Origin of the sequence: Mesorhizobium sp. CA14, assembly GCF_020165195.1 — a bacterium.
GTDB lineage: Bacteria > Pseudomonadota > Alphaproteobacteria > Rhizobiales > Rhizobiaceae > Mesorhizobium.
Map to the genome: position 1 here is coordinate 1 of NZ_JAIUHR010000045.1, position 25,934 is coordinate 25,934.

Genomic DNA, 25,934 nt, shown 5'->3' on the forward strand with positions numbered 1-25,934 from the left:
GCGATTCGTGTCTCATCCCCAGCGTAGAATCACAACCGATTCCGCGCCGCAATACCCTATCTTAGCGCCTATGCCCTCGAGGGGGAGATGTCGCCGAAGGCGACAGAGGGGGTCGTCTCACGTAGAGCGCCGACCTCACTTGCCGTCGCGGAAGGAGGTCGGCGCTTCACGCGCGATGACCCCCTCTGCCTGCCGGCCATCTCCCCCCTCGAGGGGGAGATTATTCCAACCCGGCGAAGCTCTCTTCCTCTTCCGTTATCTCAGCCCCACCCAACCGGAACGGCGCGAACGAGGCCCGGTGCAGCCTTGCCACCGGGCCGTGCGCCTCGATGGCGGTGCGGTGCCGGACCGTCGCATAGCCCATATGCACCTCGAAGCCGTAATGTTCATGGTGCCCACCGCAGCCGCACATCATGCGGTCGCGCATCACCTTGGCGACGATCGAGGCGGCGGCGATCGATTGCGAGCGCTGGTCGCCCTTGATGAGCGCCCGGCCTTCGCAGGCGAGACCAGGCGGAACGTCGCGGCCATCGGCCAAGGCGAGTTTCGGCTGCAGCGAGAGTCCCGCGGCGGCGCGGCGCATCGCTTCCAGGCTTGCTTTCAGAATGTTGCTGTTGTCGATGCCTTCGGCGCTGATCGAGGCCATCGAGATGCTGAGCGCAGAGCCGAGAATCTTGAGGAACAGCGCCTCGCGCTGCAAATGGGTGAGGCGTTTGGAATCGTCGAGGCCTTCCGGAATATTGGCGGGGTTGAGCACCACCGCCGCAGCCACCACCGGACCCGCGAGCGGACCGCGGCCTGCCTCGTCCATGCCGGCAACCGGCCACAGCCCGTCCGCCATCGCCTTCGTCTCGATCGAGAAGTCGGGCTTCTCGACCATTTCAAAGAGAAGCGGAGAATCGGAACGCGCGCGAGCCATGGTGCGGCGAGGTTCGCATCGGCTCCGATTCTCCGCAAGTCCTTCCGGGTCGGATGGGGCGTCGGACCGGGAAGGCACCGTCTCACGGCCGGGGACAAGGGCCGGACGGAATTTCGAAACAAATGGCAGTTCCAGACGGAAAATCACTTTGCCTGGAAGTGCTTAGCGCCGGCCCGTCATGGCCGGTGCTGGCGTCAAAGCAGCATCAGCTGTTCGCCGGCGCCTGAGCCTGCGACGAATTGGTCGGTGCGGAGCTGCCGCCGCTCGACATTGAGGCCGAGCCGCTTGGCGGCGATCTCGAAGCGCCGGCCGATCTGCCAGGCATAGGGGCCGGCGCCCTTCATGCGCTTGCCCCATTCGGAATCGTAATCCTTGCCGTCGCGCATCGAGCGGATCAGCGACATCACATGCCGGTAGCGGTCCGGATAATGCCGCAACAGCCAGTCCTTGAAGATCGGCGCCACCTCGAGCGGCAGGCGCAGGATGACGTAGCCGGCCTCCCTGGCGCCTGCGGCTCTGGCCGAATCGAGGATGCGCTCCATCCCCGGATCGGTGAGACCGGGGATGATCGGCGCCACCATGACCGATGCCGGAATGCCGGCGTCCGAAAGCTGCCTGATCGCCTCCAGCCGCTTCGTCGGCGTCGACGCGCGCGGCTCCATGGTTCTGGCCAGCATCCGGTCCATCGTCGTCACCGACAGCGCCACCTTGGCAAGGCCGCGCTCGGCCATGCGCGACAGGATGTCGATGTCGCGCGTCACCAGCGCCGACTTCGTCACAATGCCGACCGGATGGCCGCGCGCCTCCAGCACTTCCAGGATCTCGCGCATGATCCGGTATTGTTTCTCGATCGGCTGGTAGGGATCGGTGTTAGTGCCGATGGCGATGGTGCGCGGCTGATAGCCCGGCTTCGACAATTCCCTGTCCAGCATGCGCGCCGCGTCCGGCTTGGCGAACAGCTTCGATTCGAAATCGAGCCCCGGCGACAGGCCCATGAAGGCATGCGTCGGTCTGGCGAAGCAGTAGACGCAGCCATGCTCGCAGCCGCGATAGGGATTGATCGAGCGGTCGAAGGAAATGTCGGGCGACTCGTTGCGCGTGATGATCGTGCGCGGCTTTTCGACCTGCACTTCCGTCTTGAACGGCGGCAGTTCCTCCAGCGAGTTCCAGCCGTCGTCGAAGACATGACGGCTGACCGGCTCGAACCGGCCCGACGGGTTGATGCCGGCCGAGCGGCCTCGATTGCGGTCGGGCCGCACGCGCATGCCGCTCTGCTCGATCATAGCATTTGCCATTTCGGCTCTTCCTGCTCCGAAGGCGGCAATGTCGGCGCGCACGATCTGTTCCATTTTCGCCCTCTCCCAGGGACTGTCGGCAGGCTGTCGAATCGCTCTATTCATGAAACTATTCCTATTTTGCCGATGAGAACAAAGCAAGAACTTTTTCGCTCGAAGCGCGCAACTGGCGCATCGCCACACTTTCCGCTATTCGGCTAAAATGCTCAGCGTTCTCATCGAAACCAAGAACGACGAAGAGGGCCTTGCCCGTACGCTCGCCTCGCTGGTCGGCGGTGCGGTCGAAGGCGTGGTGCGCGATGTGATCGTCTGCGATCAAGGTTCCGTCGACCAGACGCACCGGGTGGCCGAGCATGCCGGCTGTCATTATGTGACCGGCGGGATCGCCGTGGGCATCGGCCAGGCCAAGGGCGATTGGCTGCTGCTTCTGGAGCCGGGCGCCCGGCTTGCCGAAGGCTGGATCGACGAAGTCGTCGCGCACACGGCAAAACAGACCATGGCGGCGCGCTTCTCGCGCGCCCGCGCCGATCGCGCGCCTTTCCTGGCCCGCGTCTTTTCGGGCAACCGCGCGCTGGCCGAGGGACTTGTCATCAGCAAGCGCCAGGCCGCGGCTTTGGCGAAGAGCGCGCGCAGCGCCGAAGCTTTGGCGCGCGGCCTGGCGACCAGACGATTGAACGCCGAAATCTGGGTAGCGCCGCCAAAGTGAGTTTTCCTTCCTTCTCCCTGTGTTACGGGAAGAAGGTGCCGGCAGGCGGATGAGGGGCGGCGCCGACGTTTCCAGCGATTTTGCCCAGGACAGCGCCATCCCTCGCTCTGCTGGTAGGTCATTGCGCTAAGCTTGGGCCTGCCCGTCAAATCCCCTTGACCTCGACCGGCATCCAGGCGCTGCGGCGCCTGGCCAGACGCTGCTCGCGGGTCTCGGTGTCGAACCAGACAGCGACAGGCTCGCGCGAGAACAACGCGCGCTCGTCGAGCGCGTTGACAATGACAATCGCCCTGGCGCCGTCACCCTCGCCGGCGATTGCCGCGACATAGACGCCGCAGTCTCGGCAGAGGAGATAGTCGGCGGTGCGCAAGCCGAAGCGGTAGGCCTGCAGCTTTGCTCCATCTTCGACCGATATGGCCAGCCTGCCGTTCGGATCCGCGGCCGCGCGCGAGCCATGCCGGGTGCAGAACGAGCATTGGCAGGCGCGGATTTCCAGCGCGGCCGCATCCAGCGCGGTGGAGAAAGCGAGGCGGACATTGCCGCAATGGCAGCCGCCGCTGTGAACGGTCATGGCGGATTGTCCCTTGTTCGCGGCACAAGGTACTTTGCCGCTGCCGGCTTCGGAATGGCGCCTCGCAGGCGCCAGCGCCATTTCGCCTGCGAACCGGATGCCGGTCGGGCGCTTTGCCTGTGCTTTACGAGGCAGGCTTGCCGCCGCGCCGAAGATGCTCGTCCAGTCGCGGCATGATCTCGACGAAGTTGCAGGGCATGTGCCGGTAGTCGAGCTGCGCCTTGATGATGCCGTCCCAGGCGTCCCTGCAGGCGCCGGGCGAGCCCGGCAGCACGAAGACGAAGGTGGCGTTGACGACGCCGCCGGTCGCCCGGCTCTGGATCGTCGAGGTGCCGATCTTGTCGTAGGAGATGCGGTGGAAGACTTCCGAAAAGCCGTCCATGCGCTTTTCGAAGATCGGCTCCAGCGCCTCCGGCGTCACGTCGCGGCCGGTGAAGCCGGTGCCGCCGGTGGTGATGACGACGTCGATGTTTTCGTCCTTCGACCAGCCAAGCACCTTGTCGCGGATCTTGTCGCGGTCGTCGGTCACGATATCGCGCGCGGCAAGCGTATGGCCGGCTTCCGCGATGCGGTCGGCCAGCGTCTGGCCGGACTTGTCGTCGGCGAGGCTGCGCGTGTCGGAGACGGTCAGCACGGCGATGCGCACCGCAATGAAGGGCCGGCTTTCGTCAAGCTTCGCCATCGCTCACCTCCATGCTGCGCGTCGCGGCGACGAACCAGTCGGGATGGCGGGCGCGGATCGCGATCGCCGCGCGCTTGGCGACATTGCCGGTCTCGAACAGGCCGAAGCATGTGGCGCCCGAGCCGGACATGCGCGCGAACGCGGCGTCGGCGCGCCTGAGCGCCTTGAGCGCCTCGCCGATCGCAGGTTCGATCGAACAGGCGGCAGGTTCGAGATCGTTGCGCGTCGCCTCCAGCCAGTTGCGGATGGCGTGGAAGTCGAGGCGCTTCGGCAGCGGCGGCAGCGCCTCGTTGTCGCGGCTGAAGAGCGCCTTGAACACGTCCGGTGTCGAGACCGCGACACCCGGATTGACCAGCACCAGGCCGAGCGCCGGAAATGCGGAGAGCGGCGACACCTCATCGCCGATGCCGCGCGCGACCAGCGGCTTCGACTTCAGGCACATCGGCAGGTCGGCGCCGAGCGAAAGCCCGATCCGGGCCAGCGAACCATCGTCGATATCGAGCTTCCAGAGCCGCGCCAGGCCGTTGAGCGCGGCCGCCGCGTCGCTCGAGCCGCCGCCGACGCCGGACGCGATCGGCAGGTTCTTCTCGAGTCTAATGGCGACGGGCGGCGCATATCGCACGCCAGCCTCCCGCCGCAAGGCGTCACGTGCCTTCACAACCAGATTGCCGTCGTCGAGCGGCAGGCCGGCGGCATAACGGCCAGACACGGAAAATTCGTCCTCTTCGGCCGGCTCGATCTCGAGCCGGTCGCCGAAGCGAGTGAAGACGGCAAGGCTGTCGATGAGGTGGTAGCCGTCGGCGCGCTGTCCGGTGACATGCAGCGCCAGGTTGATCTTGGCCGGCGCAAGCCACGTCCGGACCTCTGTGCCGGGCTCCAGAATGTCGGCTGCTGGCGAGATGGCTTCAGTCCTTGGCCAGACGGTATTCGCCGGTCTTCGGATCCTTGACCAGCGTTCCCATCGTGCCGTTCGCCGCCTGTTTCTCGGTGCGCCGGATCTTGGCCGTCACGCGTTCGGCCTCGCGCACGAAAGCGCGGTAGCCGAAGTAAGCGGCGGCGCCGACAACGGCGAAGAAAATGATCTGCGGCATCTCACAACTCCTCCCGCGTTCTCGCGGCAAGGCCGGCCGAATGGGTCGGTCAAGCGACCATGCTAGACGCAATCATGGCTTTTTCAAAGCCCGAAGCGCGCCCACAATGCGCGCTCTTCCGCCGCATCGAGGACGCCGTTTGCGGCAGCAGCGGCGATATCGGGCGCTGAGAAACGCGAGCCGAACAGGCCGAAACGGCCGAACAGACCGCGCGGCGCGGTGATCAGCTTGAGCTGCGTCTTTTCGCCGAAACGGGTCTTGAGCACGCTGCGCATATCGCCCAGCGCATCGACAAGGCCGAGCTCGAGGCCGCGCTTGGCGGTCCAGAACAAGCCGGTGAACAGGTCCGGGTCGTCCTTGAGCTTGCTGCCGCGCCGTTCTTTGACGAGATCGATGAAGGTCTCGTGCACTTCGAGCTGCAGCGCCTTCAGCCGCTCGACGTCCTCCTTCTTCTCGGGCTTGAACGGATCGAGCACGGCCTTGTTCTGGCCGGCGGTGTGGACGCGCCGCTCGACCCCGATCTTCTTCAACAGCTCGGGGAAGCCGAAAGAGGCCGAGACCACGCCGATCGAGCCGACGATCGACGACGGGTCGGCGAAGATCTCGTCGCCCGCAACCGCGATCATGTAGCCGCCGGAAGCCGCCACGTCCTCGACGAAGACCAGCACCTTCTTGTTCTTCTCCGCCGCAAGGTCGCGAATGCGCTTGAAGATCAGGCGCGACTGCACCGGCGAGCCGCCGGGCGAGTTGATCGAGATGGCGACCGCCGGCGCGTCGAAGCCGAACGCCTTTTCGATGACGCCGGCCGTCGAGGCGAGCGACAGGCTCGGCCGGAACTGGCCGCCGCCCGGCATGATGGCGCCTTGCAGCCGGATGACCGGAATGGTGACGACTGTCGAACGCCAGGATTTCGGCAGCAGGCGGTTGAAGAGGCGTTTCACGAAATGTTGTCTCCGGACCAAATGCGAAGGAGCTGGATGAAATCAGGCAGGTTGGCAGTGTCTCTCAGGCGCGACATCATCTTGCTTGGCATGTAGGAATTCGCCACCCAACGGCAATGCCGCATCGCGCGCCCGGGATCAATCGCCGAACAGCGATGCCAGGCCATTGTTGATCATTTCCGTTCGCTCCGCCGGTGCGTTGCCGGACGGTCCGTGCAAGGTGAGGGGCGGGCGGATCGACAATTTTCCGCGCGCCCCGAGCGCCGCCCTGACGACGATACGGATTGCCGCTGCGTCCGGTCGCGGATGCACGCACAGCATCTCGGCGTCGCCGAAGCGCCCCTCGATCGCGTCGAGGATGGCGACCAGCTGCTCGGGCCGGGCGATGACGGCCAGCCCGCCCCGTGGCCTGACGACGGCGGCGGCGCTCCTGATCCAGCGCTCGAACAGCCCGTCCTCCACAACATGCGCCTCTCTGCGCAGCACGTCCGGCGTCGAGCGATCCTCGGCCGCGTTGAACGGCGGGTTCATGATGACGAAGTCGAAGGAGTTGTCGGCAAGCCCGGCCTCGGTCCGCGCCCGACCGGTCAGTGTCACGTCGGCCGCCAGGACCGAAGCGCGGTCGCCGAGATGCGCATTGCCGGGGTGCGAAAGTGTGGCGGCGGCGAACCCCGCCATTTCGGTCGAGCGCTCGACCAGCACGGCCTGCGCCGCTGGGCAGCGCGACAGCACCGCAAGGGCGGCCGCGCCGGCGCCCGCGCCGAAATCGGCGAGCCGGCCGGAAAAGCCGGACGGCACGGCCGCCGCCAGCGTCATGGCGTCCATGCCGGCGCGATGACCGCCCCGGCTCGGCTGCACCAGCCAGAAGCGCCCGCGATGGAAGGCATCGACCGTGTGCGCCGGCGTATCCGGGACGGGGACGGCGCTGGTTGCCATCACTTTTTGCGGATCTCGTTCTCGATGCCGGCATCCTTGAGGATGCGGCGCGCGGCGTCGACCTTCTCGGCATCGACCATCACGCGCCGGGGCAGGATGCCGAGCGAACCGTCGAGCACACTCATATTCTGGTCGGCGACGAAACAGGCGATGCCGGCATCGCGCATCAGCGATTCGACAAAGGAGATCACGACGGCGTCATTGGTGCGGACAAGCTCGATCATGGAACGAAAATCGCAGGTTGTGGCGTCCGTGTAAACGTAGGTGGACACATCGCCGGCAGAGCCGCGCCAATTCGCCTCTTGCCGTGCCCGGTTGTGCCGCCCTAGAGTCGGCGCGGGACTAGTGCATGTCGCCCAGAAGTGCGCAGCGGTTCTGGGACAACGACATGCATCAAAACAAAGACTTGAAGCGCGTCGCCTGAACTCGTTTCGGCGCGAGGAGTTTCAGGGGCCGTCGTGCGCGTCAAATTGACGGGAGTTGTCGTGGTGGGTGTCGTTCTCAACATCGAAGGCAAGCGGGAACCCGCTTCCATCAAGGATTTGATCGATCTGACAGCCGCCGACATGGGGCGCGTCAACGAGTTGATCCTGTCCAAGGCCGGCTCTGACGTCGAGATGATCCCGGAGATTGCCAACCACCTGATCTCTTCGGGCGGCAAGCGGCTGCGGCCGATGCTCACGCTCGCCGCCGCGCAGATGTTCGGCTATTCCGGCGAAGGCCATGTCAAGCTCGCGACCGCCGTCGAATTCATGCACACGGCGACGCTTCTGCATGACGACGTGGTCGACGAGAGCGCGCTGCGCCGCGGCAAGAAGACGGCGCGCATGATCTGGGGCAACCAGGCGAGCGTGCTCGTCGGCGATTTCCTGCTCGGCCAGGCTTTCCGCATGATGGTCGAGGTCGGCTCGCTGGAAGCTCTCGACATCCTGTCGGCTGCGGCCTCCATCATCGCCGAGGGCGAGGTGATGCAGCTTGCCGCCGCCAAGAACCTCGAAACCACCGAAGATGAGCATTTCGCCGTCATCAAGGCCAAGACCGCGGCGCTGTTCTCGGCCGCCGCCGAAGTGGGACCGGTGATCGCCCTGGCCTCGCGCACCGACCGCGCCGCGCTGCGCTCCTACGGCATGAATCTCGGCCTTGCCTTCCAGCTCATCGACGACGCGCTGGATTATGGAGGCTCGAGCAAGGATCTCGGCAAGAATGTCGGCGACGATTTCCGCGAGGGCAAGGTGACGCTACCGGTGATCCTCGCCTACCGGCGCGGCACCAAGGCCGAGCGCAGCTTCTGGAAGCGCGCCATCGAGGACAACGTCACCGACGATGCCGGGCTCGAAAAGGCGATCGGCCTGATGGCCCGCCACGGCGCCATCGCCGACACGATCGGCCGCGCCCGCCATTTCGGCGAGATCGCCCGCGACGCGCTGGCGCCGCTGGAGGCGACGCCGCAGAAGTCGGCTTTGATCGACGTCATCGATTTCTGCATCAGCCGCGTCAACTGAGCCTTCGGCCTGCCTGCATGCCCTGCAACCGCCGGGCAGAGCGCCTGTGAATCCCGCGCCGGCAGTCTCGACAAGGAGCGGTCCGGCAAATTATCTATAAAATATGGCCAGCACAGAAGACACGATCGCCGTCCGCATCAGCAAGGAACTGGCGGACCGCATCATTTCAGGCGCGATCGAACCCGGTTCGCGGCTGCGCCAGGACCATGTCGCCGAGGAATTCAACACCAGCCATGTCCCGGTGCGCGAGGCCTTCCGGCGTCTGGAGGCTCAAGGGTTGGCGATCAGCGAGCCGCGCCGCGGCGTGCGCGTCGCTTCCTTCGATCTCGGCGAGGTCAGGGAGGTGGCCGAGATGCGCGCGGCGCTCGAAGTGCTGGCGCTGCGCCATGCCGCGCCGCATCTGACGGCGTCGATCCTCGATCAGGCAGAGGAGGCGACCAAGGCCGGCGACAAATCCCGCGACGTGCGCTCTTGGGAAGAGGCCAATCGCACCTTCCACCGGCTGATCCTGGCGCCCTGCAATATGCCGCGCCTGCTCTCCACCATCGACGACCTGCACACGGCAAGCGCGCGCTTCCTGTTCGCGGCCTGGCGCTCGGAATGGGAAACCCGCACCGACCAGGATCATCGCGCGATCCTGAGCGCGCTTCGGCAAGGCAACACCGAATCGGCCGCCGCGACGCTCGGGCGGCACGTGCAATGGATCGGCCAGAAGCCGGTCAAGACCGCTTCCGGCAAGACCCGCGACGCCTTCGCCATCGTTGGATAGGTTCGGCGGTTGGCCGAAGCCTCTCAGCTTCGTCATCCACGGGCGGAGCGGGAGCGAAGCGGACGCGGAGACCCGAGGATCCATGCCGTTACCTTGATCGAAGAGTGCGGCGGAGCAGAATTCTGCTCCCTTGCAACGCTCCTGCGTAACGGCTGAGTTCTAGGGGCTGCGCGCGTCGCCCCGCTCCTTACTCCGCCCTAGAATGACGAAATCCGTTGTCTGTTCCAGGTCAGCGCTTGCCATTCTTTTCAAAATATGGATTCGATAATAGATGAAGTTCAAAAATTATCTATAATTCACGAGAACCAGGGAAGACACCGTGACCAACGCAGCCATTTCGACCCCAAAACCCTCTTTCAGCCCGTTGCGGCTGCACAGCCGTTCGCTCGCCTGGCAGATCGGCGCCGTGATCCTTGGTTCGCTGTTCCTGGCGCTGTCGTCCTATATCGAGGTGCCGATGGTGCCGGTTCCGGTGACCATGCAGACCTTCGCCGTGATGCTGGTCGGCGCGCTTTATGGCTGGCGCTTCGGTGCGCTCACCATTACCGCCTGGCTGGTCGAAGGCGCGGCAGGGTTTCCGGTGCTGGCGGGCGGAGCGGCCGGGATACAACATTTCGTCGGCCCGACCGGCGGCTATCTCTTCGCTTTCCCGGTCGTCGGCGCCGTTGTCGGCTGGCTGGCCGAACGCGGCTGGAACGGCAAGCGCGTCATGCTTGCCTTCGCCGCCATGCTCATCGGCAATCTGCTCTGCCTGGTTCTGGGCACCGCCTGGCTTGCCGTCATGATCGGCACGGAGAAGGCCATCACCTTCGGCTTCCTGCCCTTCATCGTCGGCGGCCTGCTCAAGTCGGCACTGGGCGCGGCGACGCTGAAGCTCTTTTCCACCGATCGTGCGGAACAGCGCGACCGCTTGTCCGGGACGCGATGACCGTCAGGCTCCGCGCCCATCATCTGCTCTGCCTGCTGACCTATGTCGGCAAGGGCTACTCGCCGGCCTTCACCGCCAACTACGACAACGTGGTGAAGCGGCTGGGCGAGGGGGAGGGGGTTATGATCGTTTCGGGTCCGGACGACATCTGCGCCCCGCTGCTCGGCGAACCGGAACCGCATTGCCTGCGCGAGAGCGCCGCCGAGCGGGACCGGCTCGCCGCGCGTGACGTGGGGGCTCTCCTCAACCGGCCGATCCAGGCCGGTGACCAGATCGTGCTTGACGCCCCCAGCCTGGCTGGGATGCGGAAAGCTTTTTCCGCTGGCCTGACGCGCCAGGCGTGCTCCGGCTGCGAATGGTCCCGCCTGTGCGATGCGGTTGCCGCCAGCGGATTCAGCGATACCTATCTGTAGGCAATTCGATGCCGGCATATCGGCATCCCGGCCTCAGCGCGGCATTTTTTCGCTGGCGCGGCATCGTTTTTTAAGCCGGATGATTGCATTGTGATTCGCTGCGGATTGAAGCCCGACCCCAAAAAGGCCATGCTTTGACCGGAAAAGATCGAGTCTGTGGGCGGTCCTCCAAGGGCGGGATCGCGTCTGGCTGAAAGGGATACGATGCGGCAAGGACGTGCGCGCTGGCTGACGAGGCTGGCATTTTTGACCGGTGTGGCGCTTTGGGTGCTGCCGGTCCAGGCCAAGGAAGAGGCCCAACCGCTGCAGATCACGTCATTCTCGGGCGCCTATCTCGCGGCTCATATCGCCGAAAGCGATAACGATCTTGACGACGCGATCGCTTATTACAAGCAGGCGCTGGCCTTTGCGCCGAACGATAAGGAGCTGCAGCAGAGCCTGATGCTGGCTCTCGTCGCGCAAGGCCGCTTCGAGGAATCGCTGGTCTATGCCGACAAGCTGAAGGAAGTGCCGGACGTCGAGCGCTTCTCGCGCCTGGCGCTGGCCATCGATTCCTTCCACAAGAAGGACTACGCCAAGGCGCAGTACTGGCTGAAGCTCTCGCTCGAATCCGACCTCGACCGGTTGCTCTCCGGCGTCATGGACGGCTGGGCCAAGGAGGGCGCCGGCAACGCGTCCGAGGCGATGGAGTCCATCGACAAGCTCAAGGGCCCGGACTGGTTCGGTCTGTTCAAATCGTTCCACCGCGCGCTGATCGCCGATGCCGCCGGCCTGAACGACAAGGCCGATGAACTCTACGCCGCCACGCTTGCCGACACCACGGCCGGCGGCTCCGCGCCCGAAACCTGGATGCGCAATGCGCAGGCCTATGCCTCCTTCCTCGTCCGCAAGGGCGACAAGTCGAAGGCGCTGGCGGTGTTGAACCAGGCCGAGGCCTTCGCACCGGGCAAGCTCGAAATCACCACGCTGCGCGACCGTATCGCCAAGGGCGACAAGATCGAGCCGCTCGTCGCCGGCCCGGGCGACGGCGCGTCCGAAATCCTGCTCGATCTTGCCACCGCGCTTAACCGCGGCGGCGGCGAGCCCTTCGTGCGGCTCTACCTGCAATATGCGCTGGCGCTGAAGCCGGACAGCGATGCGGCCCTGGTGCAGCTTGCCGCCGTCGCCGAGCAGCTCAAGGACGGCGAGGGCGCCATCGCGCTTTATCGCCGCATCCCGGCGTCTTCGCCGCTGAAGGAGCTTTCCGACCTCCAGCTCGGCCTCAACCTCGCCGATCTCGACAAGCATGACGAGGCCATCGCTCATCTCAAGGCCTATCTCGACAAGCATCCGGAGGACATGCGCGCCTATCTGGCGCTTGGCGGCGTCTATGGCTCGAAGGAAGATTTCCGCTCGGCCGCCAATCTTTATGACAAGGCCGTCGAGCAGCTGAAGACGCCGACCGCCGCCAACTGGAACATCTTCTACCAGCGCGGCATCGCCTATGAGCGGCTGAAGGAATGGCCGAAGGCCGAACCGAACTTCCGCAAGGCGCTGGAGCTGCAGCCCGACCAGCCGCAGGTCATGAACTATCTCGGCTATTCCTGGGTCGACATGAACATGAACCTCAAGGAAGGCCTGGCGATGATCCAGAAGGCCGTGGATCTGAGGCCGAACGACGGCTACATCGTCGATTCGCTGGGCTGGGCCTATTACCGCATGGGCCGCTTCGACGACGCCGTGCGCGAGATGGAGCGCGCCGTCTCGCTGAAACCGGAGGATCCGGTCCTCAACGATCATCTCGGCGATGCCTACTGGCGCGTCGGCCGCAAGCTCGAGGCAACCTACCAGTGGAACCAGGCGCGCGACCTGAAGCCTGATCCCGATGTGCTCGCCGCCTTGCAGCAGAAGTTGCTCAAGGGCCTGCCGCCGATCGAGTCCAACACCGCGCAGGAAACCCCCAAGGCGAAGCCGGTGCCGGCGCCCGCGCCGAAAGGCTGAGCGTTCGCAGCATTGAGTTTCTGGCGGGGCCCTTCGGGGCCCCGCCGCATTTTCAGAACATCTTTCTGTAGACGACGAACCCGGACTTCTCACCGACCTTGTCGTAGAGCTGCATCGCCGAGTGGTTCGTCTCATGCGTCAGCCAGTAGACGCGGTTCGCGCCCGCTTGCCTGGCGCGCTCATAGACGCCTTCGATCAGCGCCCGGCCGACACCCTGGCCGCGCGCGGCCTCTGTGGTGAAGAGATCCTGCAGATAGCAGCTCGGCGCGATCGACGTCGTCGAGCGATGGTAGAGATAGTGGACGAGGCCGAGCAGATTGCCATCGCGCTCGGCCACCAGCGCATGCACCGGTTCATAGGCATCGAAGAAACGCGACCAGGTCATCTTCGTGATCTCGCCGGCTAGCGCCGTCGGGCCGGAGCGTCCGTAAAACGCGTTGTAGCCATCCCAGAGCGGCAGCCACTGCTCGTAATCCTGCCTTGTGACGGGTCGTACGGTGAGTAGACCGGGCATAGCGAAACCTCTGTCGTTGGAGTGGAACGGAGCAGACGGCGACCGCCGCTCGACGGCAATGGGCCAGCCGCCGCAAAGCTTTCCGCCTTGCCGGGCGCGAGCCACTGCCTTGACGCTCGGCGGCCCGGCAACTAGGGAAGCGTCATCCTGCGCTTTCCGAGGCCGCCGTGACCATCGATATCCCCGCCCATATGCATCCCAGCCGCTCCTTCCAGGGGCTGATCCTGACCTTGCACAATTACTGGGCGGACTATGGTTGCCTCATCCTGCAGCCCTACGACATGGAGGTCGGCGCCGGCACCTTCCATCCGGCAACCACCTTGCGCGCGCTCGGCCCCTTGCGCTGGAACGCCGCTTACGTCCAGCCCTCGCGCCGGCCGAAGGACGGCCGCTATGGCGAGAACCCAAACCGGCTGCAGCACTATTACCAGTATCAGGTGATCCTGAAGCCCAATCCGCCGAATCTGCAGGAGCTCTATTTGGGCTCGCTCGAGGCGATCGGCGTCGATCCGCTGCTGCACGACATCCGCTTCGTCGAGGACGACTGGGAAAGCCCGACGCTGGGCGCCTGGGGGCTTGGCTGGGAGTGCTGGTGCGACGGGATGGAGGTCTCGCAGTTCACCTATTTCCAGCAGGTCTGCGGCATCGAATGCGCGCCGGTGGCGGGCGAGCTGACCTACGGGCTGGAGCGGCTCGCCATGTATGTGCAGGGCGTCGACAATGTCTACGACCTGAACTTCAACGGCCGTGAGGGCGCCGAGAAAGTTACCTATGGCGATGTCTTCCTGCAGGCCGAGCAGGAATATTCGCGCCACAATTTCGAATTCGCCAACACCGCGATGCTGCTGAGACACTTCGAGGACGCCGAGGCCGAGTGCAAGGCGCTGCTCGATGCCGGCACGCCGAAGCCGAGCGACAATCTGGCAATGCACCGCATGGTCTTCCCGGCCTACGACCAGTGCATCAAGGCAAGCCATGTCTTCAACCTGCTCGACGCGCGCGGCGTGATCTCGGTCACCGAGCGGCAGAGCTACATCCTGCGCGTGCGCAATCTGGCCAAGGCCTGCGGCGAAGCGTTTCTGAAGACGCGGGCGGGCGGGCTGGCGACGGCTTAAGCCGACACGGCTTTCACGGTCTCAATGGCGGCGCCGGCCGGCAACACGATCTGCACCGATGCGCCGTCGATCGTGCGCATGGCCTGCCTGACCCCCGGCATGGTGATCGTGCCATGCGCCTGGGCGGTGAAGCAGGCGCTGAGCGCCAGGATCTGCAGGGTTCTCGATGCCGTCTTCATCGTCGTTCAGCCAATAGGTCTCTGCCTGAGCGTTTGTCGCTTCAGCGCAGCGTTCGGTTCATGGGAAGTTCTGCTCCAAGGACGGGTGGGGCGGCGCCAACCCGACAGCGGACCGAAAAATTCCGTGAAATCGCTTGAAGAGGCGATCTGCATGCGGGGTGACAGCGGCCGACCGAGTTGCTATTTCCCGCCCATTCGTTACGGCGCTGCGCGCCGACCCTCCCCATCAAGGCGAGGGTGGGGAGCTTAACTATGCCCGACCTGCTCTTGGAACTTCGCTCCGAGGAAATTCCGGCCCGCATGCAGCGCAAGGCTGCCGGCGACCTCAGGAAGATGCTGACTGACGGTCTGGTCGAGGCAGGCCTGACTTATGAGGCGGCGCGCGAATATTGGACGCCGCGCCGGCTGGCCCTCGACATCCGTGGCTTGACGGCGCGCTCGAAGGACATCCGCGAGGAGATCAAGGGGCCGTCTACCACGGCGCCCGAGCAGGCCGTGCAGGGCTTCCTGCGCAAGGCCGGCCTTTCATCGATCGCCGACGCCCATGTCCACTCCGACCCGAAGAAGGGCGACTTCTACGTCGCCCACATTTCGAAGCCGGGCCGGGCGGCCGAAGAAATCATCGCCGAGCTGGTGCCGGGCATCATCAAAAGCTTCCCCTGGCCGAAATCGATGCGCTGGGGGCCGGCCTCGGCGAAACCCGGATCGCTGCGCTGGGTGCGGCCGCTGCAATCGATCGTCTGCACTTTCGGCCCGGAGACCGAGGAGCCGGTGGTGGTCGATTTCGAGATCGACGGCATCCGCGCCAGCAACGTCACCTATGGTCATCGCTTCCATGCGCCGGGCCCGATCACCGTGCGCCGCTTCGACGACTATGTGGCGAAGTTGGAGGCGGCCAAGGTCGTGCTCGACGCCGACCGGCGCAAGGAGATCATCCTGGCCGACGCCCGCAACATCGCCTTCGCCAATGGCCTCGACCTGGTCGAGGACGAGGGCCTGCTGGAGGAGGTTTCCGGCCTGGTCGAATGGCCGGTCGTGCTGATGGGCGAGTTCGAGCAGGATTTCCTCACCATTCCGGGTGAGGTCATCCGCCTCACCATTCGCGCCAACCAGAAGTGTTTCGTGACCCGGCCGCGGGGCGCGGGCGAAAACCTGTCGAACCGCTTCGTCCTGGTCGCCAACATCGAAGCGACCGACGGCGGGAAGGAAATCGCCTATGGCAACGGCAAGGTGGTGCGCGCGCGCCTGTCCGATGCGCTCTATTTCTGGAAGACCGACCAGGGCGATCTGCCCGACCTCGACCAGCTGAAGGAATCGGCGGCGAAGTTCGGCCTGGATTTGAAGAAGCCGCTCGATCAGCGCATGGCGCGCCTCGATCATCTCAACGTCACCTTCCACGCGAAGCTGGGCACGCAGGGCGCGCGGGTCGCGCGGATCAAGCGGCTGGCTGAAGAGCTTGCGGCTGTGGTGGCGAGGTCGATCTCCCCCCTTGAGGGGGAGATGGCCGGCAGGCCAGAGGGGGTCGCCGCGCGTGAAGCGCCGACATCTTCTGCGGCGAGAGGCGACGTCGGCGCTCTACGCGAGGCGACGCCCTCTGTCGCCTTCGGCGACATCTCCCCCTCAAGGGGGGAGATTACCTCGCTCGTGGCCCGCGCGGCCGTCTTAGCCAAGGCGGACCTGCAAACCGAGGTGGTCGGCGAGTTTCCTGAACTGCAAGGCGCCATGGGCCGCAAATATGCGCTGCTGCAGGGCGAGCATCCCTCGGTCGCGGCGGCGGTCGAGGAGCATTACAAGCCGCAGGGTCCTTCCGACCGCGTGCCGACCGATCCGGTCTCGGTTGCCGTCGCGCTCGCCGACAAGCTCGACACGCTGACTGGCTTCTGGGCGATCGACGAGAAGCCAACCGGCAGCAAGGACCCGTTCGCGCTGCGGCGAGCCGCGCTTGGCGTGGTCAGGATCCTCATCGAGAACCGCATTCGTCTGGCGCTGACGTCTGTTTTCGCCAGGGCCTTTGCAAACTTCAAAAGCGACGCGGACCAGTCGTCCGATCTCCTCGCCTTCTTCCACGACCGCCTGAAGGTCTACCTCCGCGACCAGGGCGCGCGGTACGATCTGATCGATGCCGTCATCACGTCGCAGTCCGACGACCTGCTGCAGATCGTTCGTCGCGTCGAGGCGCTGGGCTCCTTGCTCGACACCGATGAGGGCAAGAACCTGCTTGCCGGAACCAAGCGCGCCGCCAACATCCTGGCCGCCGAGGAGAAGAAGAAAACGCTCATCGCCGAAACCGTTGAGCCGGCTCTGTTCCGCGAGGGCGCGGAAAAGAAGCTCTATGCCGCGGTGAATCAGGCCGAGAAGGAAGCCGGCCAAGCAATTCAAAACGAAGATTTTTCCGCTGCCATGCTGTCGCTTAGCGTGTTGCGCGAACCGGTTGATTCATTCTTTGAAGGCGTTCTCGTGAATGATGAGGACCAGGCCATGCGCGCCAACCGCCTGGCGCTGCTTGCCCGCATCCGCGCCGCCACCGATCAGGTCGCGGACTTTTCAAAAATCGTCGGCTGACGGCGCAGAAATCGCGTCTCACATCGAGGCGGTATCCAGTGTCTACATCGCCTTGCCGACGCGCGGCAGTGGCTGCCCATTTGGCGGCTGCGCCGGGTGTTGCGCGCCGCCCGACGCATTGGCTGTCGCGGCCGGCTGGCTGGCGGTTTTGCTGTTGCTGTTCGAGGCGGATGCGGTGCCGTTCGCGGGCGTTGCCGGCGACGTGCCGTTTGCCGGCGCGGCGGCGGTTGTGGTTGCCGGTGCTGCGGGCTTGGCCGCTGCGGTCGCCGCGGGCGTCGAGAAGGCGCCGCCGACAATGCCGCCGCGAATGATCATCGGGGCTTGCTGGTGCCCGGACTTCTCGGGAATTGCCGCGACCTTTTCGTCGGTGACGGCTGGCATAGGGTCGCCAAGCGCTATCACCGAGGGGGTCGAGGCCGCGGACAGCTTGGCCGGGTCGATCGCATTCAGCCTGATGACCGAAGGCGTCGAGGTCGAGGGGGCGACCACGACGATCGACGAGGCATATGCCGCGCCGTTCATCGCCAGAAGGCCGATACCGAACGCTCCAAGCAAACGCATCACAACAGCTCCCAAGCCCGCAACCGCATCGAACCCGCACCCTAGGGCCGGCAGATTGAAGCCGGCTTGCATGGAAACTTAACATTTTAGGGATTGATAAATCGCCAATGCCCGCACTTGCCCGATGGAAGCGGCCGTATTACGGGACCGGCATGTTCAGGACTGGTGGCGGATTTGGCTGAGATACTGGCGATCGGCGAGGCTATGGAGCAGGCATTGGCGCTGCTCGAAGGCGGCGACGTCGTCGCCATCCCGACCGAGACGGTTTATGGCCTGGCGGGCGACGCCACCAACGGCGTTGCCGTGGCGCGTATTTTCGAGGTTAAGGGCCGGCCGCGCTTCAATCCGCTGATCGCCCATGTCGCAAATCGCGCCATGGCGGACCGTATCGCCGGTTTCGATCCGCTGTCGGCAAAACTGGCCGAAGCCTTTTGGCCCGGCCCGCTGACGCTGGTGCTGCCGCAGCGCGCTGGCAACGGGATCCATCCGCTGGTCACCGCGGGGCTGGACACGATCGCGTTGCGCATGCCGCGTGGCTTCGGCGGTGAGCTGATCGGCCGCCTCGGTAGGCCGCTCGCCGCCCCCAGCGCCAATTCCTCAGGAAGGATCAGCGGCACGACAGCGCAGGCGGTCGCCGCCGATCTCGGCGACAGGATCAGACTAGTCGTTGATGGCGGCCCGACGCCGATCGGCCTGGAATCGACCATTCTCAAGGTCGAGAACGGCAAGTTGCGGCTGCTCAGGCCCGGCGGCATCGGCGCCGAGGAGATCGAGGCGGTGGCCGGCGCGAAATTGTCGCGCGGCGCCGGCGGCATCGAGGCGCCGGGCATGCTCGCCTCGCATTATGCGCCGGGCGCCGCGATGCGGCTCAACGTCGGAAAAATTGCCGAAGGCGAGGCGTTGCTTGCCTTCGGCCGCAACCGCGCCGAGGGCTGGGAACGAGCCGTTGCGCTGCGCAACCTATCCGAAAGAGGCGACCTGCGCGAAGCGGCAAGCAACCTCTTCGCCTATATGCAGGCGCTCGACCGTGTCGGCGCCGCGACCATCGCCGTCGAGCCGATCCCGGTCGGGGGGCTGGGCGAGGCGATCAACGACCGGCTCGCCCGCGCCGCCGCGCCACGTGACAAGCAGGCCTGGGCGCCATAGGTTCTTGCCGTCATGGATGATCAGCCCTTCGATCTCGATCCCGCCGTCATCGATCGCTTCGCGGCGATCGTCGGCGACAAATATGCGTTGCGCGACCAAGCCGACATCGCGCCTTACATCACCGAGCGGCGCGGTCTTTGGCATGGCCGCACATCGCTGGTGCTCAGGCCCGGCAGCGTCGAAGAAGTGAGCCGTATCATGCGCCTTGCGACCGAGACCGGAACGCCGATCGTGCCGCAAAGCGGCAACACCGGATTGGTCGGCGCCCAGGTGCCGGACAAGTCCGGCCGCGACATCGTACTCTCGCTGTCCAGGCTGAACCGCATCCGAGAGATCGATGTCCTGTCGAACACGGTGACCGTCGAGGCCGGCGTCATCCTACAGACGCTGCAGGAAGCGGCCGACGCTGCCGACCGGCTGTTTCCGCTCTCGCTCGCCGCGCAAGGGTCGTGCCAGATCGGCGGCAATCTCTCCTCCAATGCCGGCGGCACCGGCGTGCTTGCCTATGGCAATGCGCGCGAGCTCTGCCTCGGCGTCGAAGTGGTGCTGCCGACCGGCGAGGTGTTCGACGATTTGCGCAAGCTGAAGAAGGACAACACCGGCTACGATCTGAAGAACCTCTTCGTAGGCGCCGAAGGCACGCTCGGCATCATCACCGCCGCAGTGCTGAAACTGTTCCCGAAGCCGAAGGGCAGGGAGGTCGCCTTTGCCGGCCTGCCTTCGTCGCCTAAAGACGCGCTGTCGCTGTTCACCCTGGCGATGGACCGCGCCGGCGCATCGCTCACGGCCTTCGAATTGATCGGCAAAACGCCTTACGACTTCACCCTCAAGCACGGGCAAGGCATCACGCGGCCGCTGGCCGACGACTGGCCGTGGTATGTGCTGATGCAGATCTCGTCCGGCCGCTCCGAAGAGGACGGCAAGGCGCTGATCGAAGAAATCCTGGCCGAGGCTCTCGAGCAGGGTATCGTCGGCGACGCTGTGGTGTCGGCAAGCCTTGCCCAGGGCGAGGCCTTCTGGAATTTCCGCGAGACGCTTCCCGAATGCCAGAAACCCGAGGGCGCTTCGATCAAGCACGACATTTCGGTGCCGACCGCCTCGATCCCGGAGTTCATCGAAAAGGCGGCCCGGGTGGTGGAGGGGGTCTGTCCCGGCGCGCGCGTCGTCTGCTTCGGCCACATGGGCGACGGCAATCTGCACTACAACATCTCGCGTCCCGTGGATTGGCAGGACGAGCCGTTCCTCGATCTTTACCACCCTATGAACCACGCTGTGCACGACGTGGTGCGCTCCTTCCACGGCTCGATCTCGGCCGAGCACGGCATCGGCCAATTGAAGCGCGACGAGCTGATCGCCACGGCCCCGCCGATGGCGATCGACCTGATGCGCCGGGTGAAGGCGGCCATCGATCCGGCCGGCATCATGAATCCCGGTAAGGTTATCTGATCCTTCCTGGATCCGGCGGCCGGTCGCATTCCGATAACCATCGGCTCCGATCAGCAAAATTTAACCGACTTTCTTAAGCGCGCCGGTAAGACGCGGGCGCTAATATTTCTTCCCATAACGAGGCCGGAAAAACCGGCCCTGAGAGAACCGGAAAACGGCCCTCAGGACTAACAGGGAAGACATCGATGAACACTGGACTGAAGCCAGTCTGGGCCGGGCGCAACATGCGTCTCGACCCGTTTCGCCTGCCGCAGATGGTGAGCTACGCCACCCGCGACGACTATGGCGATGTGACCTTCACCATCGACCAGCGCGGCGCCGTCATCCGCCGTGTGCTGGAGATGAGCGGCGTGCCGGCGATCATCGCGCTGCCCCCCAATGCGTTCCGCGGCGTCGCCGCCCGCGCCATGGAGGATCCGGACGGCAACGTCACCGTGACGCTCGAGCTCCTGCACAATGATCCGATGCTGTCGGTGCCGCTGCTGGTCGCCGACGATCTCGAGGATGTCGCCGCCGACTGGCGCGCCTGGGCCGATGCCTATCGCCTGCCGATGCTGCTGATCGAGGCCGATGGCATCGCCCGCACGCTGGAAGAATCGCTCGGCGCCGCCATCAAGGCGCTGCCGCCGCAGGAGCGCCGCAAGGGTCGCGTCTCCACCATGCGCCGCCCGCGCTTCCTCGCCCGCCGCAAGGCCGGCAATCTGGGGCTGAGGCTGGTCATCGACGGCCAGGAGATTATCGCAAGGGAGTAGGTTTCTTCTCCCCGTCACTATACGGGGAGAAGTGCCCGGCAGGGCGATGAGGGGCAGCGCGAACCTAGGCGTTTAGCCGCCTCAAATTTGAACCAACACACGCGCTATCGCCGCTGTGCCTTTCGCCTTGCTTGCAAGGCTGGCGCCGCCCCTCATCCGGCTGCCGCCACCTTCTCCCCGTGGAACGGGGAGAAGGAAGACTACACCAGCGGCTTCAGCCATATCCAGATCGACCCGCCGATCAGGCCGAGGAAGATCAGCCAGCCGACCTGGTTGTTCGACTTGAACAGTTTCAGGCATTGGTCCGGATTGTTGATGTCGAGCCGGATGATCTGGCGCGCCATATGTGCGCCGGCGGCGATCAGCCCGGCCAGCGCCACCACCGGCACCTGGGCGGATGCAAAGGCGATGGCGAAGCAGATCAGCGCGCCGCCATAAAGCCCGGCCAGCCAGGTCTTGGTGTTGTCGCCGAACAGCCGCGCCGTCGAGCGCACGCCGACGATGGCGTCGTCTTCCTTGTCCTGATGCGCGTAGATCGTATCGTAGCCGATCACCCACAGGATCGAACCGATATAGAGCATGATCGCCGGATCATCGATGTCGCCGAACTCGACCGCCCAGCCCATCAGCGCGCCCCAGGAGAAGGCTAGCCCAAGCACGAGTTGCGGCCAGTTGGTAATGCGCTTCATGAACGGGTAGACGGCGACGATCGCCAGCGAGGCGATGCCGAGGGGAATGGCGAAGCTGTTGAACTGCAACAGCACGGCAAGCCCGATGAGCGCCTGGATGATAACGAATGCCCAAGCCTGGCGGCGGGTCACCTTGCCGGCGGGCAGCGGCCGCGAGCGCGTGCGCTCGACCTGATTGTCGATGTCCTCGTCCGCGAGGTCATTATAGGTGCAGCCGGCGCCGCGCATGGCGACCGCGCCGATGAAGAACAACAGCAGATACCAGGGCGCCGGAAGCAACGTCAGCAGCGGGTCGGTCGCGCGCGGATAGGCGCCGGCGGCGAGTGCCGCCGACCACCAGCAGGGCCACAACAGCAGCTGCCAGCCGATAGGCCTGTCCCAGCGCGCAAGCTGCGCATAGGGCCACAGCCGGCGCGGCAGCACCCGATAGACCCAATGACCGCTCGGCGCATCGGCGACGCGGCCCTGGATCGCTTTCGACTGAACGGTTTCCATCACGCTGGAGTGGCAGCAGCTAGGGGCGCCGTCAAGCGGCCGCGTTGTCGCTCAAGCGCTGAAAACCTGGGCGGTGAAAACATCGTGACCGGCAAACCATGCCTTGGCGACGTCGATGAACGCCGCGGCCGCGTTCGACAGGCGCTGGCGCGTGTCATGGGTCAGGATGATACGCTGCATCGGCAGCGGATCGGAAAGCGGCTTACAGACCAGCGGCAGCCCGTCATAGCTGCGGTCGCCATAGGGCCTCGTATAGCTGACCGCGACGCCGAAGCCGTTCGCCACCATGGACCGCTGTAGCTCGAACGAGCTGGTCGTCGCCCGGGCGATCGGCGAGAGGCCGCGGCTGAGGAAGAGGTCCAACATGTGCTGCCAACTGTGCGGCTGGTCGGTGGTGACCAGCGGATGCTCAGCGAGCTCGGCCAGGCTGACGGCGTGCTTGTCCGCCAGCTCATGGCCGGCCGGCAAAAGCGCGTGCGGCCGCAGCTCGTGCAGGAGAATGCGCTTGAAATGCCCGGGCAGACCGAGATCGTAGGTGAGGCCGAGATCGACGGCGCTGTCGGCCAGGCGCCGCCCCAGCGTCTCGAAAGTTTCATCGCCGATGACGATTGTGACAGCCGGGCAGCGCTCGGCGAAGACGCGCATCAGCGCCGGCGCGAAATAGGGCGCCAGATCCTCGAAGCAGCCGAGCACCAGTTCGCCGCCGACATCGGCGTCGCGCGAACCGAGCGCCGCCAGTTCGTCCGCCTCGCCCAGCACCTGCCTCGCCTTGGCCACGGCCCTGCGGCCGAAGGATGTCAGCGAAACGCCGCTGCCGCGCTGGCGCACGAAGAGTTTCTGGCCAAGGTCGGCCTCGACATTGTCGATCGCCACCGAGATCGACGGCTGCGACACGTTCAGCGCCTGGGCTGCCGCGGTCACGCTGCCATAGCGGGCGACGGCAACGACATAGCGCAACTGGGTGAGGGTCAGTCTCATAGGAAAAATCTATAAAGCAGATGGCAAGTTATTATTTTACGCGATGTCGGGCGCTTGCGATAGTCGGTCATCGAGCCACGAGCAATTCCAGGAAAAGCGTGAAGCGGTCAGGCTCGGCGACTTCGCCGTAGCCTTCCGTCCGGATTGCGTCAAACAAAGAGATCGAGCGCCATGGCCAGCCCAAAGATCGATGCTTCGACGATTGCCGATTACCAGCGCGACGGCGCGGTCTGCATCCGCGGCGCCTTCAAGGACTGGGTCGACGTGATCGCCGACGGCATCGAGCGCAATATGCAGAACCGCAGCGCCACCGCTTCCGACATCGCCGGCGGCAAGGGCAGCTTCTTCGACGATTACTGCAACTGGGAGCGCATCCCGGAATTCGTCAGGATCGTCAGGGAATCGCCGGCCGCCGAGCTCGCGGCCGCGGTCATGCAGTCGCGCAGCGCCCAATTCTTCCACGACCACGTGCTGGTCAAGGAGCCCGGCACGCAGAAGCCGACGCCCTGGCACCAGGATATTCCCTATTACTTCGTCGACGGCAGCCAGACCGTCAGCTTCTGGATTCCGATCGATCCTGTGAAGGAAGCGACGCTCAGGCTGATCGCCGGCTCGCACAAATGGAAAAAGATGGTGCTGCCGGTGCGCTGGCTGAACGACGCCAATTTCTACGCTGGCGAGGGCGACTACCTGCCGGTGCCGGATCCCGACAACGACCCGTCGATGAAGGTTCTGGAATGGGAGATGGAGCCGGGCGACGCCATCCTGTTTGACTTCCGCACGGCGCATGGCGCGCGCGGCAACCTGACGGCGGCGCGGCGCCGCGCGCTGTCGCTACGCTGGGTCGGCGACGACGCGCATTATGTCGAGCGTCCCGGCCGCACCTCGCCGCCCTATCCCGGCCACGACATGAAGCCCGGCCAGAAACTGCGCGAGGACTGGTTCCCCGTCATTTTCCAGAGCTGAGGCATTTTCCAGGGCTGAGCCCCCCTCCGGAGCTTGAGCCGTTTCCCGACCGGTCGAGGTCGGGGACTATCTCATTGGCCTTGATGAGGCCCACGTTCCCGTGCGCAATCGCCGCCAAAATGCCAAGACGCCTTGACCCGTCGCCCGCAGACCAATAGCGGGTTCAGGGAGACGATCAGCAAGAGGTGGCCATGAACGTTCTTCTTCTCGGTTCGGGTGGCCGCGAACATGCGCTGGCCTGGAAGATGTCCGCCTCGCCGCTGCTGACGAAGCTCTACGCCTCGCCCGGCAATCCGGGCATCGGCCGCATCGCCGAACTGGTGAAGCTCGACGTCGCCGACCATTCCACTGTGGCGGCCTTCTGCCAGGAAAAGAAGATCGATCTGGTCGTGGTCGGTCCGGAAGGCCCGCTGGTCGCCGGCATCGCCGATGATCTGCGCGCCTGGGGCATCCGCGTCTTCGGTCCGTCAAAAGCCGCGGCAAGGCTCGAAGGCTCGAAGGGCTTCACCAAGGACCTTTGCGCCAAGTTCAACATCCCGACCGCCGCCTATGGCCGTCTCAGCGACCTCGCCTCGGCGAAAGCCTATGTCGAGAAGACCGGGGCGCCGATCGTCATCAAGGCCGACGGGCTCGCCGCCGGCAAGGGCGTCACCATCGCCATGACGCTCGATGAGGCGAACGCAGCGCTGGAAGCCTGTTTCGACGGCGCCTTCGGCGCGGCCGGCGCCGAGGTCGTGGTCGAGGAATATCTGACCGGCGAGGAGGCAAGCTTCTTCTGCCTGTGCGACGGCGCCACCGCGCTACCCTTCGGCACCGCGCAGGACCACAAGCGCGTCGGCGACGGCGATACCGGGCCGAACACCGGCGGCATGGGCGCCTATTCGCCGGCGCCGGTGATGACGCCGGAAATGACCGAACGCACCATGCGCGAGATCATCGAGCCGACCATGCGCGGCATGGCCAATCTCGGCGCGCCTTTCGCCGGCATCCTCTTTGCCGGCCTGATGATTACCGACCAGGGCCCCAAGCTGATCGAATACAACACCCGTTTCGGCGATCCCGAATGCCAGGTGCTGATGATGCGGCTGAAGGACGATCTGCTCGTCCTGCTCAACGCCGCCGTCGACGGCCAGCTCGCGCATATGTCTATCCGCTGGAGCGACGAGACGGCGTTGACGGTGGTGATGGCGGCGCGGGGCTATCCCGGCACGCCGGAGAAGGGCTCGGTCATCCGCGGCCTCGACGAAGCGGAAGGCGAGGGCGTCCAGGTCTTCCATGCTGGCACCGCCATCAATGGCGGCGCGCTGGTCGCCAATGGCGGCCGCGTGCTCAACGTCACCGCGCTCGGCAAGACCGTCGGCGAGGCGCAGGCCAAGGCCTACGCGGCGATCGACCAAATCGACTGGCCGCAGGGCTTTTACCGCCACGACATCGGCTGGCGCGCCGTCGAGCGCGAGAAGCGCGGCGGCTGATTGGATGCTGCGCTGGTAGATGCCATTTTTCGGTTACGACGACTTTGTAACCAACGCACCGGTTTCAGCCATGTGCCACGAAAGAAATTCATCCTCACTTCGATAGTCGAACGGGTCGTAGCTGTACTCTCCGAAAATAGGGCAGCTCCGATCGCCACTCTCCGCCTGAAGCCACGTCGGCGAGCCACCCGCAGATCGGACCTATCGTCGACTGATAAGACAAAGGCGTAAATCCCAAGGCACGCGCCGCGGGGTAGTGTGCTGAGAGTTCTGCAAATTCGCTGAGAGAGGGCGGTCATGGCAGGCTGGTGATTGTTCAAAGTCAC

Annotated in this window: 27 protein-coding genes; 13 read left to right on the top strand and 14 right to left on the bottom strand. The window is 65.1% G+C overall.

Features of this window, described 5'->3' with window-relative positions; genetic code table 11:
• Positions 1-220: 220 nt before the first annotated feature.
• Both LB565_RS28690 and LB565_RS28695 read right to left on the bottom strand, forming a co-directional pair.
• Positions 221-919 carry a ribonuclease HII gene (locus LB565_RS28690; protein ID WP_224589446.1) on the bottom strand — a complete coding sequence of 233 codons (699 nt, stop codon included), beginning with the start codon at positions 917-919 and terminating at the stop codon, positions 221-223.
• Between the two features lie 194 nt (positions 920-1,113).
• On the bottom strand, positions 1,114-2,268 hold the full coding sequence (locus LB565_RS28695) for a PA0069 family radical SAM protein (protein WP_224589447.1): 1,155 nt from the start codon (positions 2,266-2,268) through the stop codon (positions 1,114-1,116).
• Between the two features lie 148 nt (positions 2,269-2,416).
• Between LB565_RS28695 and LB565_RS28700 the strand changes: the two genes are divergently transcribed.
• Positions 2,417-2,920 (top strand): glycosyltransferase, encoded by a 504-nt coding sequence (locus LB565_RS28700; protein WP_224589448.1) that lies wholly within the window; start codon positions 2,417-2,419, stop codon positions 2,918-2,920.
• A 145-nt stretch (positions 2,921-3,065) separates the two neighbouring features.
• On the opposite strand, the gene LB565_RS28705 is transcribed toward LB565_RS28700, so the two are convergent.
• From LB565_RS28705 to LB565_RS28735, 7 genes are all read right to left on the bottom strand, one after another.
• On the bottom strand, positions 3,066-3,491 hold the full coding sequence (locus tag LB565_RS28705) for a GFA family protein (RefSeq protein ID WP_224589449.1): 426 nt from the start codon (positions 3,489-3,491) through the stop codon (positions 3,066-3,068).
• Between the two features lie 124 nt (positions 3,492-3,615).
• Positions 3,616-4,173, bottom strand: coding sequence for a molybdenum cofactor biosynthesis protein B (gene moaB, locus LB565_RS28710; protein WP_224589450.1), 558 nt, complete (start codon positions 4,171-4,173; stop codon positions 3,616-3,618).
• Positions 4,160-5,053, bottom strand: coding sequence for a 4-(cytidine 5'-diphospho)-2-C-methyl-D-erythritol kinase (locus LB565_RS28715; RefSeq protein WP_224589466.1), 894 nt, complete (start codon positions 5,051-5,053; stop codon positions 4,160-4,162). The genes moaB and LB565_RS28715 overlap by 14 nt, the downstream gene beginning before the upstream one ends.
• A gap of 25 nt (positions 5,054-5,078) precedes the next feature.
• Positions 5,079-5,264 carry a membrane protein gene (locus tag LB565_RS28720; RefSeq protein ID WP_027164591.1) on the bottom strand — a complete coding sequence of 62 codons (186 nt, stop codon included), beginning with the start codon at positions 5,262-5,264 and terminating at the stop codon, positions 5,079-5,081.
• Positions 5,265-5,347: 83 nt separating this feature from the next.
• Positions 5,348-6,205, bottom strand: coding sequence for a S49 family peptidase (locus tag LB565_RS28725; protein WP_224589451.1), 858 nt, complete (start codon positions 6,203-6,205; stop codon positions 5,348-5,350).
• A 138-nt stretch (positions 6,206-6,343) separates the two neighbouring features.
• On the bottom strand, positions 6,344-7,141 hold the full coding sequence (locus LB565_RS28730) for a tRNA1(Val) (adenine(37)-N6)-methyltransferase (protein WP_224589452.1): 798 nt from the start codon (positions 7,139-7,141) through the stop codon (positions 6,344-6,346).
• Positions 7,141-7,365 carry a DUF2007 domain-containing protein gene (locus tag LB565_RS28735; RefSeq protein WP_027164594.1) on the bottom strand — a complete coding sequence of 75 codons (225 nt, stop codon included), beginning with the start codon at positions 7,363-7,365 and terminating at the stop codon, positions 7,141-7,143. The genes LB565_RS28730 and LB565_RS28735 overlap by 1 nt, the downstream gene beginning before the upstream one ends.
• A gap of 264 nt (positions 7,366-7,629) precedes the next feature.
• Here LB565_RS28735 and LB565_RS28740 point away from each other — a divergent pair, with 264 nt between their 5' ends.
• From LB565_RS28740 to LB565_RS28760, 5 genes are all read left to right on the top strand, one after another.
• Positions 7,630-8,643, top strand: coding sequence for a polyprenyl synthetase family protein (locus LB565_RS28740; protein ID WP_224589467.1), 1,014 nt, complete (start codon positions 7,630-7,632; stop codon positions 8,641-8,643).
• A 103-nt stretch (positions 8,644-8,746) separates the two neighbouring features.
• A complete protein-coding gene (locus LB565_RS28745) occupies positions 8,747-9,412 on the top strand; it encodes a GntR family transcriptional regulator (protein ID WP_224589453.1) in 666 nt (221 codons plus the stop codon).
• Between the two features lie 319 nt (positions 9,413-9,731).
• Positions 9,732-10,340 carry a biotin transporter BioY gene (locus tag LB565_RS28750; RefSeq protein WP_224589454.1) on the top strand — a complete coding sequence of 203 codons (609 nt, stop codon included), beginning with the start codon at positions 9,732-9,734 and terminating at the stop codon, positions 10,338-10,340.
• Positions 10,337-10,753, top strand: a complete 417-nt coding sequence (locus LB565_RS28755) for a DUF1284 domain-containing protein (protein ID WP_224589455.1) — start codon at positions 10,337-10,339, stop codon at positions 10,751-10,753. Before LB565_RS28750 ends, LB565_RS28755 begins: the two co-directional genes overlap by 4 nt.
• A gap of 204 nt (positions 10,754-10,957) precedes the next feature.
• Entirely contained in the window at positions 10,958-12,733 is a 1,776-nt protein-coding gene (locus LB565_RS28760) for a tetratricopeptide repeat protein (protein ID WP_224589456.1), read from the top strand.
• Between the two features lie 52 nt (positions 12,734-12,785).
• Here LB565_RS28760 and LB565_RS28765 read toward each other — a convergent pair whose 3' ends face one another.
• Positions 12,786-13,247, bottom strand: coding sequence for a GNAT family N-acetyltransferase (locus tag LB565_RS28765; protein WP_224589457.1), 462 nt, complete (start codon positions 13,245-13,247; stop codon positions 12,786-12,788).
• A 191-nt stretch (positions 13,248-13,438) separates the two neighbouring features.
• Between LB565_RS28765 and LB565_RS28770 the strand changes: the two genes are divergently transcribed.
• The gene (locus LB565_RS28770; RefSeq protein ID WP_224589468.1) at positions 13,439-14,362 is read left to right on the top strand and encodes a glycine--tRNA ligase subunit alpha; all 924 of its coding nucleotides are present in this window, start codon (positions 13,439-13,441) and stop codon (positions 14,360-14,362) included.
• Here the strand turns inward: LB565_RS28770 and LB565_RS28775 are convergent.
• Positions 14,359-14,541: a hypothetical protein gene (locus tag LB565_RS28775; protein ID WP_224589458.1), complete on the bottom strand. Its 183-nt coding sequence runs from the start codon at positions 14,539-14,541 to the stop codon at positions 14,359-14,361. The two genes, LB565_RS28770 and LB565_RS28775, sit on opposite strands and share 4 nt — an antisense overlap.
• Positions 14,542-14,793: 252 nt before the next feature.
• Here LB565_RS28775 and glyS point away from each other — a divergent pair, with 252 nt between their 5' ends.
• A complete protein-coding gene (gene glyS, locus LB565_RS28780) occupies positions 14,794-17,103 on the top strand; it encodes a glycine--tRNA ligase subunit beta (RefSeq protein WP_224589459.1) in 2,310 nt (769 codons plus the stop codon).
• 42 nt (positions 17,104-17,145) lie between these two features.
• Here the strand turns inward: glyS and LB565_RS28785 are convergent, their stop codons facing one another.
• The gene (locus LB565_RS28785) at positions 17,146-17,664 is read right to left on the bottom strand and encodes a hypothetical protein (protein WP_224589460.1); all 519 of its coding nucleotides are present in this window, start codon (positions 17,662-17,664) and stop codon (positions 17,146-17,148) included.
• 174 nt (positions 17,665-17,838) lie between these two features.
• On the opposite strand from LB565_RS28785, the gene LB565_RS28790 reads away from it, so the two are divergent.
• The 3 genes from LB565_RS28790 to LB565_RS28800 all read left to right on the top strand — a co-directional run bounded on the left by LB565_RS28790 (position 17,839) and on the right by LB565_RS28800 (position 21,008).
• Positions 17,839-18,810: an L-threonylcarbamoyladenylate synthase gene (locus LB565_RS28790; protein ID WP_224589461.1), complete on the top strand. Its 972-nt coding sequence runs from the start codon at positions 17,839-17,841 to the stop codon at positions 18,808-18,810.
• A gap of 12 nt (positions 18,811-18,822) precedes the next feature.
• Entirely contained in the window at positions 18,823-20,256 is a 1,434-nt protein-coding gene (locus LB565_RS28795; RefSeq protein ID WP_224589462.1) for an FAD-binding oxidoreductase, read from the top strand.
• Positions 20,257-20,441: 185 nt separating this feature from the next.
• Entirely contained in the window at positions 20,442-21,008 is a 567-nt protein-coding gene (locus LB565_RS28800; protein ID WP_224515979.1) for a DUF6101 family protein, read from the top strand.
• A gap of 200 nt (positions 21,009-21,208) precedes the next feature.
• On the opposite strand, the gene ubiA is transcribed toward LB565_RS28800, so the two are convergent.
• Together ubiA and LB565_RS28810 are read right to left on the bottom strand one after the other, a co-directional pair.
• Positions 21,209-22,192 carry a 4-hydroxybenzoate octaprenyltransferase gene (gene ubiA, locus LB565_RS28805; RefSeq protein WP_224589469.1) on the bottom strand — a complete coding sequence of 328 codons (984 nt, stop codon included), beginning with the start codon at positions 22,190-22,192 and terminating at the stop codon, positions 21,209-21,211.
• Positions 22,193-22,243: 51 nt separating this feature from the next.
• Entirely contained in the window at positions 22,244-23,170 is a 927-nt protein-coding gene (locus LB565_RS28810; protein WP_224589463.1) for a LysR family transcriptional regulator, read from the bottom strand.
• 171 nt (positions 23,171-23,341) lie between these two features.
• Here LB565_RS28810 and LB565_RS28815 point away from each other — a divergent pair, with 171 nt between their 5' ends.
• Complete coding sequence (locus LB565_RS28815; RefSeq protein WP_224589464.1) at positions 23,342-24,136, top strand: phytanoyl-CoA dioxygenase family protein; 795 nt, start codon at positions 23,342-23,344, stop codon at positions 24,134-24,136.
• Positions 24,137-24,327: 191 nt separating this feature from the next.
• Entirely contained in the window at positions 24,328-25,608 is a 1,281-nt protein-coding gene (gene purD / locus LB565_RS28820) for a phosphoribosylamine--glycine ligase (protein ID WP_224589465.1), read from the top strand.
• Positions 25,609-25,934 lie beyond the last annotated feature (326 nt).

What these genes read in the sequence shown, in the direction of transcription:
- LB565_RS28690 (WP_224589446.1), bottom strand. Translation starts at nt 919, where the DNA reads ATGGCTCGCGCGCGTTCCGATTCTCCGCTTCTCTTTGAAATGGTCGAG.
- LB565_RS28695 (WP_224589447.1), bottom strand. Translation starts at nt 2,268, where the DNA reads ATGGAACAGATCGTGCGCGCCGACATTGCCGCCTTCGGAGCAGGAAGA.
- LB565_RS28700 (WP_224589448.1), top strand. Translation starts at nt 2,417, where the DNA reads ATGCTCAGCGTTCTCATCGAAACCAAGAACGACGAAGAGGGCCTTGCC.
- LB565_RS28705 (WP_224589449.1), bottom strand. Translation starts at nt 3,491, where the DNA reads ATGACCGTTCACAGCGGCGGCTGCCATTGCGGCAATGTCCGCCTCGCT.
- moaB (WP_224589450.1), bottom strand. Translation starts at nt 4,173, where the DNA reads ATGGCGAAGCTTGACGAAAGCCGGCCCTTCATTGCGGTGCGCATCGCC.
- LB565_RS28720 (WP_027164591.1), bottom strand. Translation starts at nt 5,264, where the DNA reads ATGCCGCAGATCATTTTCTTCGCCGTTGTCGGCGCCGCCGCTTACTTC.
- LB565_RS28730 (WP_224589452.1), bottom strand. Translation starts at nt 7,141, where the DNA reads ATGGCAACCAGCGCCGTCCCCGTCCCGGATACGCCGGCGCACACGGTC.
- LB565_RS28735 (WP_027164594.1), bottom strand. Translation starts at nt 7,365, where the DNA reads ATGATCGAGCTTGTCCGCACCAATGACGCCGTCGTGATCTCCTTTGTC.
- LB565_RS28745 (WP_224589453.1), top strand. Translation starts at nt 8,747, where the DNA reads ATGGCCAGCACAGAAGACACGATCGCCGTCCGCATCAGCAAGGAACTG.
- LB565_RS28755 (WP_224589455.1), top strand. Translation starts at nt 10,337, where the DNA reads ATGACCGTCAGGCTCCGCGCCCATCATCTGCTCTGCCTGCTGACCTAT.
- LB565_RS28760 (WP_224589456.1), top strand. Translation starts at nt 10,958, where the DNA reads ATGCGGCAAGGACGTGCGCGCTGGCTGACGAGGCTGGCATTTTTGACC.
- LB565_RS28765 (WP_224589457.1), bottom strand. Translation starts at nt 13,247, where the DNA reads ATGCCCGGTCTACTCACCGTACGACCCGTCACAAGGCAGGATTACGAG.
- LB565_RS28770 (WP_224589468.1), top strand. Translation starts at nt 13,439, where the DNA reads ATGCATCCCAGCCGCTCCTTCCAGGGGCTGATCCTGACCTTGCACAAT.
- LB565_RS28775 (WP_224589458.1), bottom strand. Translation starts at nt 14,541, where the DNA reads ATGAAGACGGCATCGAGAACCCTGCAGATCCTGGCGCTCAGCGCCTGC.
- glyS (WP_224589459.1), top strand. Translation starts at nt 14,794, where the DNA reads ATGCCCGACCTGCTCTTGGAACTTCGCTCCGAGGAAATTCCGGCCCGC.
- LB565_RS28785 (WP_224589460.1), bottom strand. Translation starts at nt 17,664, where the DNA reads ATGCGTTTGCTTGGAGCGTTCGGTATCGGCCTTCTGGCGATGAACGGC.
- LB565_RS28795 (WP_224589462.1), top strand. Translation starts at nt 18,823, where the DNA reads ATGGATGATCAGCCCTTCGATCTCGATCCCGCCGTCATCGATCGCTTC.
- LB565_RS28800 (WP_224515979.1), top strand. Translation starts at nt 20,442, where the DNA reads ATGAACACTGGACTGAAGCCAGTCTGGGCCGGGCGCAACATGCGTCTC.
- ubiA (WP_224589469.1), bottom strand. Translation starts at nt 22,192, where the DNA reads ATGGAAACCGTTCAGTCGAAAGCGATCCAGGGCCGCGTCGCCGATGCG.
- LB565_RS28810 (WP_224589463.1), bottom strand. Translation starts at nt 23,170, where the DNA reads ATGAGACTGACCCTCACCCAGTTGCGCTATGTCGTTGCCGTCGCCCGC.
- LB565_RS28815 (WP_224589464.1), top strand. Translation starts at nt 23,342, where the DNA reads ATGGCCAGCCCAAAGATCGATGCTTCGACGATTGCCGATTACCAGCGC.
- purD (WP_224589465.1), top strand. Translation starts at nt 24,328, where the DNA reads ATGAACGTTCTTCTTCTCGGTTCGGGTGGCCGCGAACATGCGCTGGCC.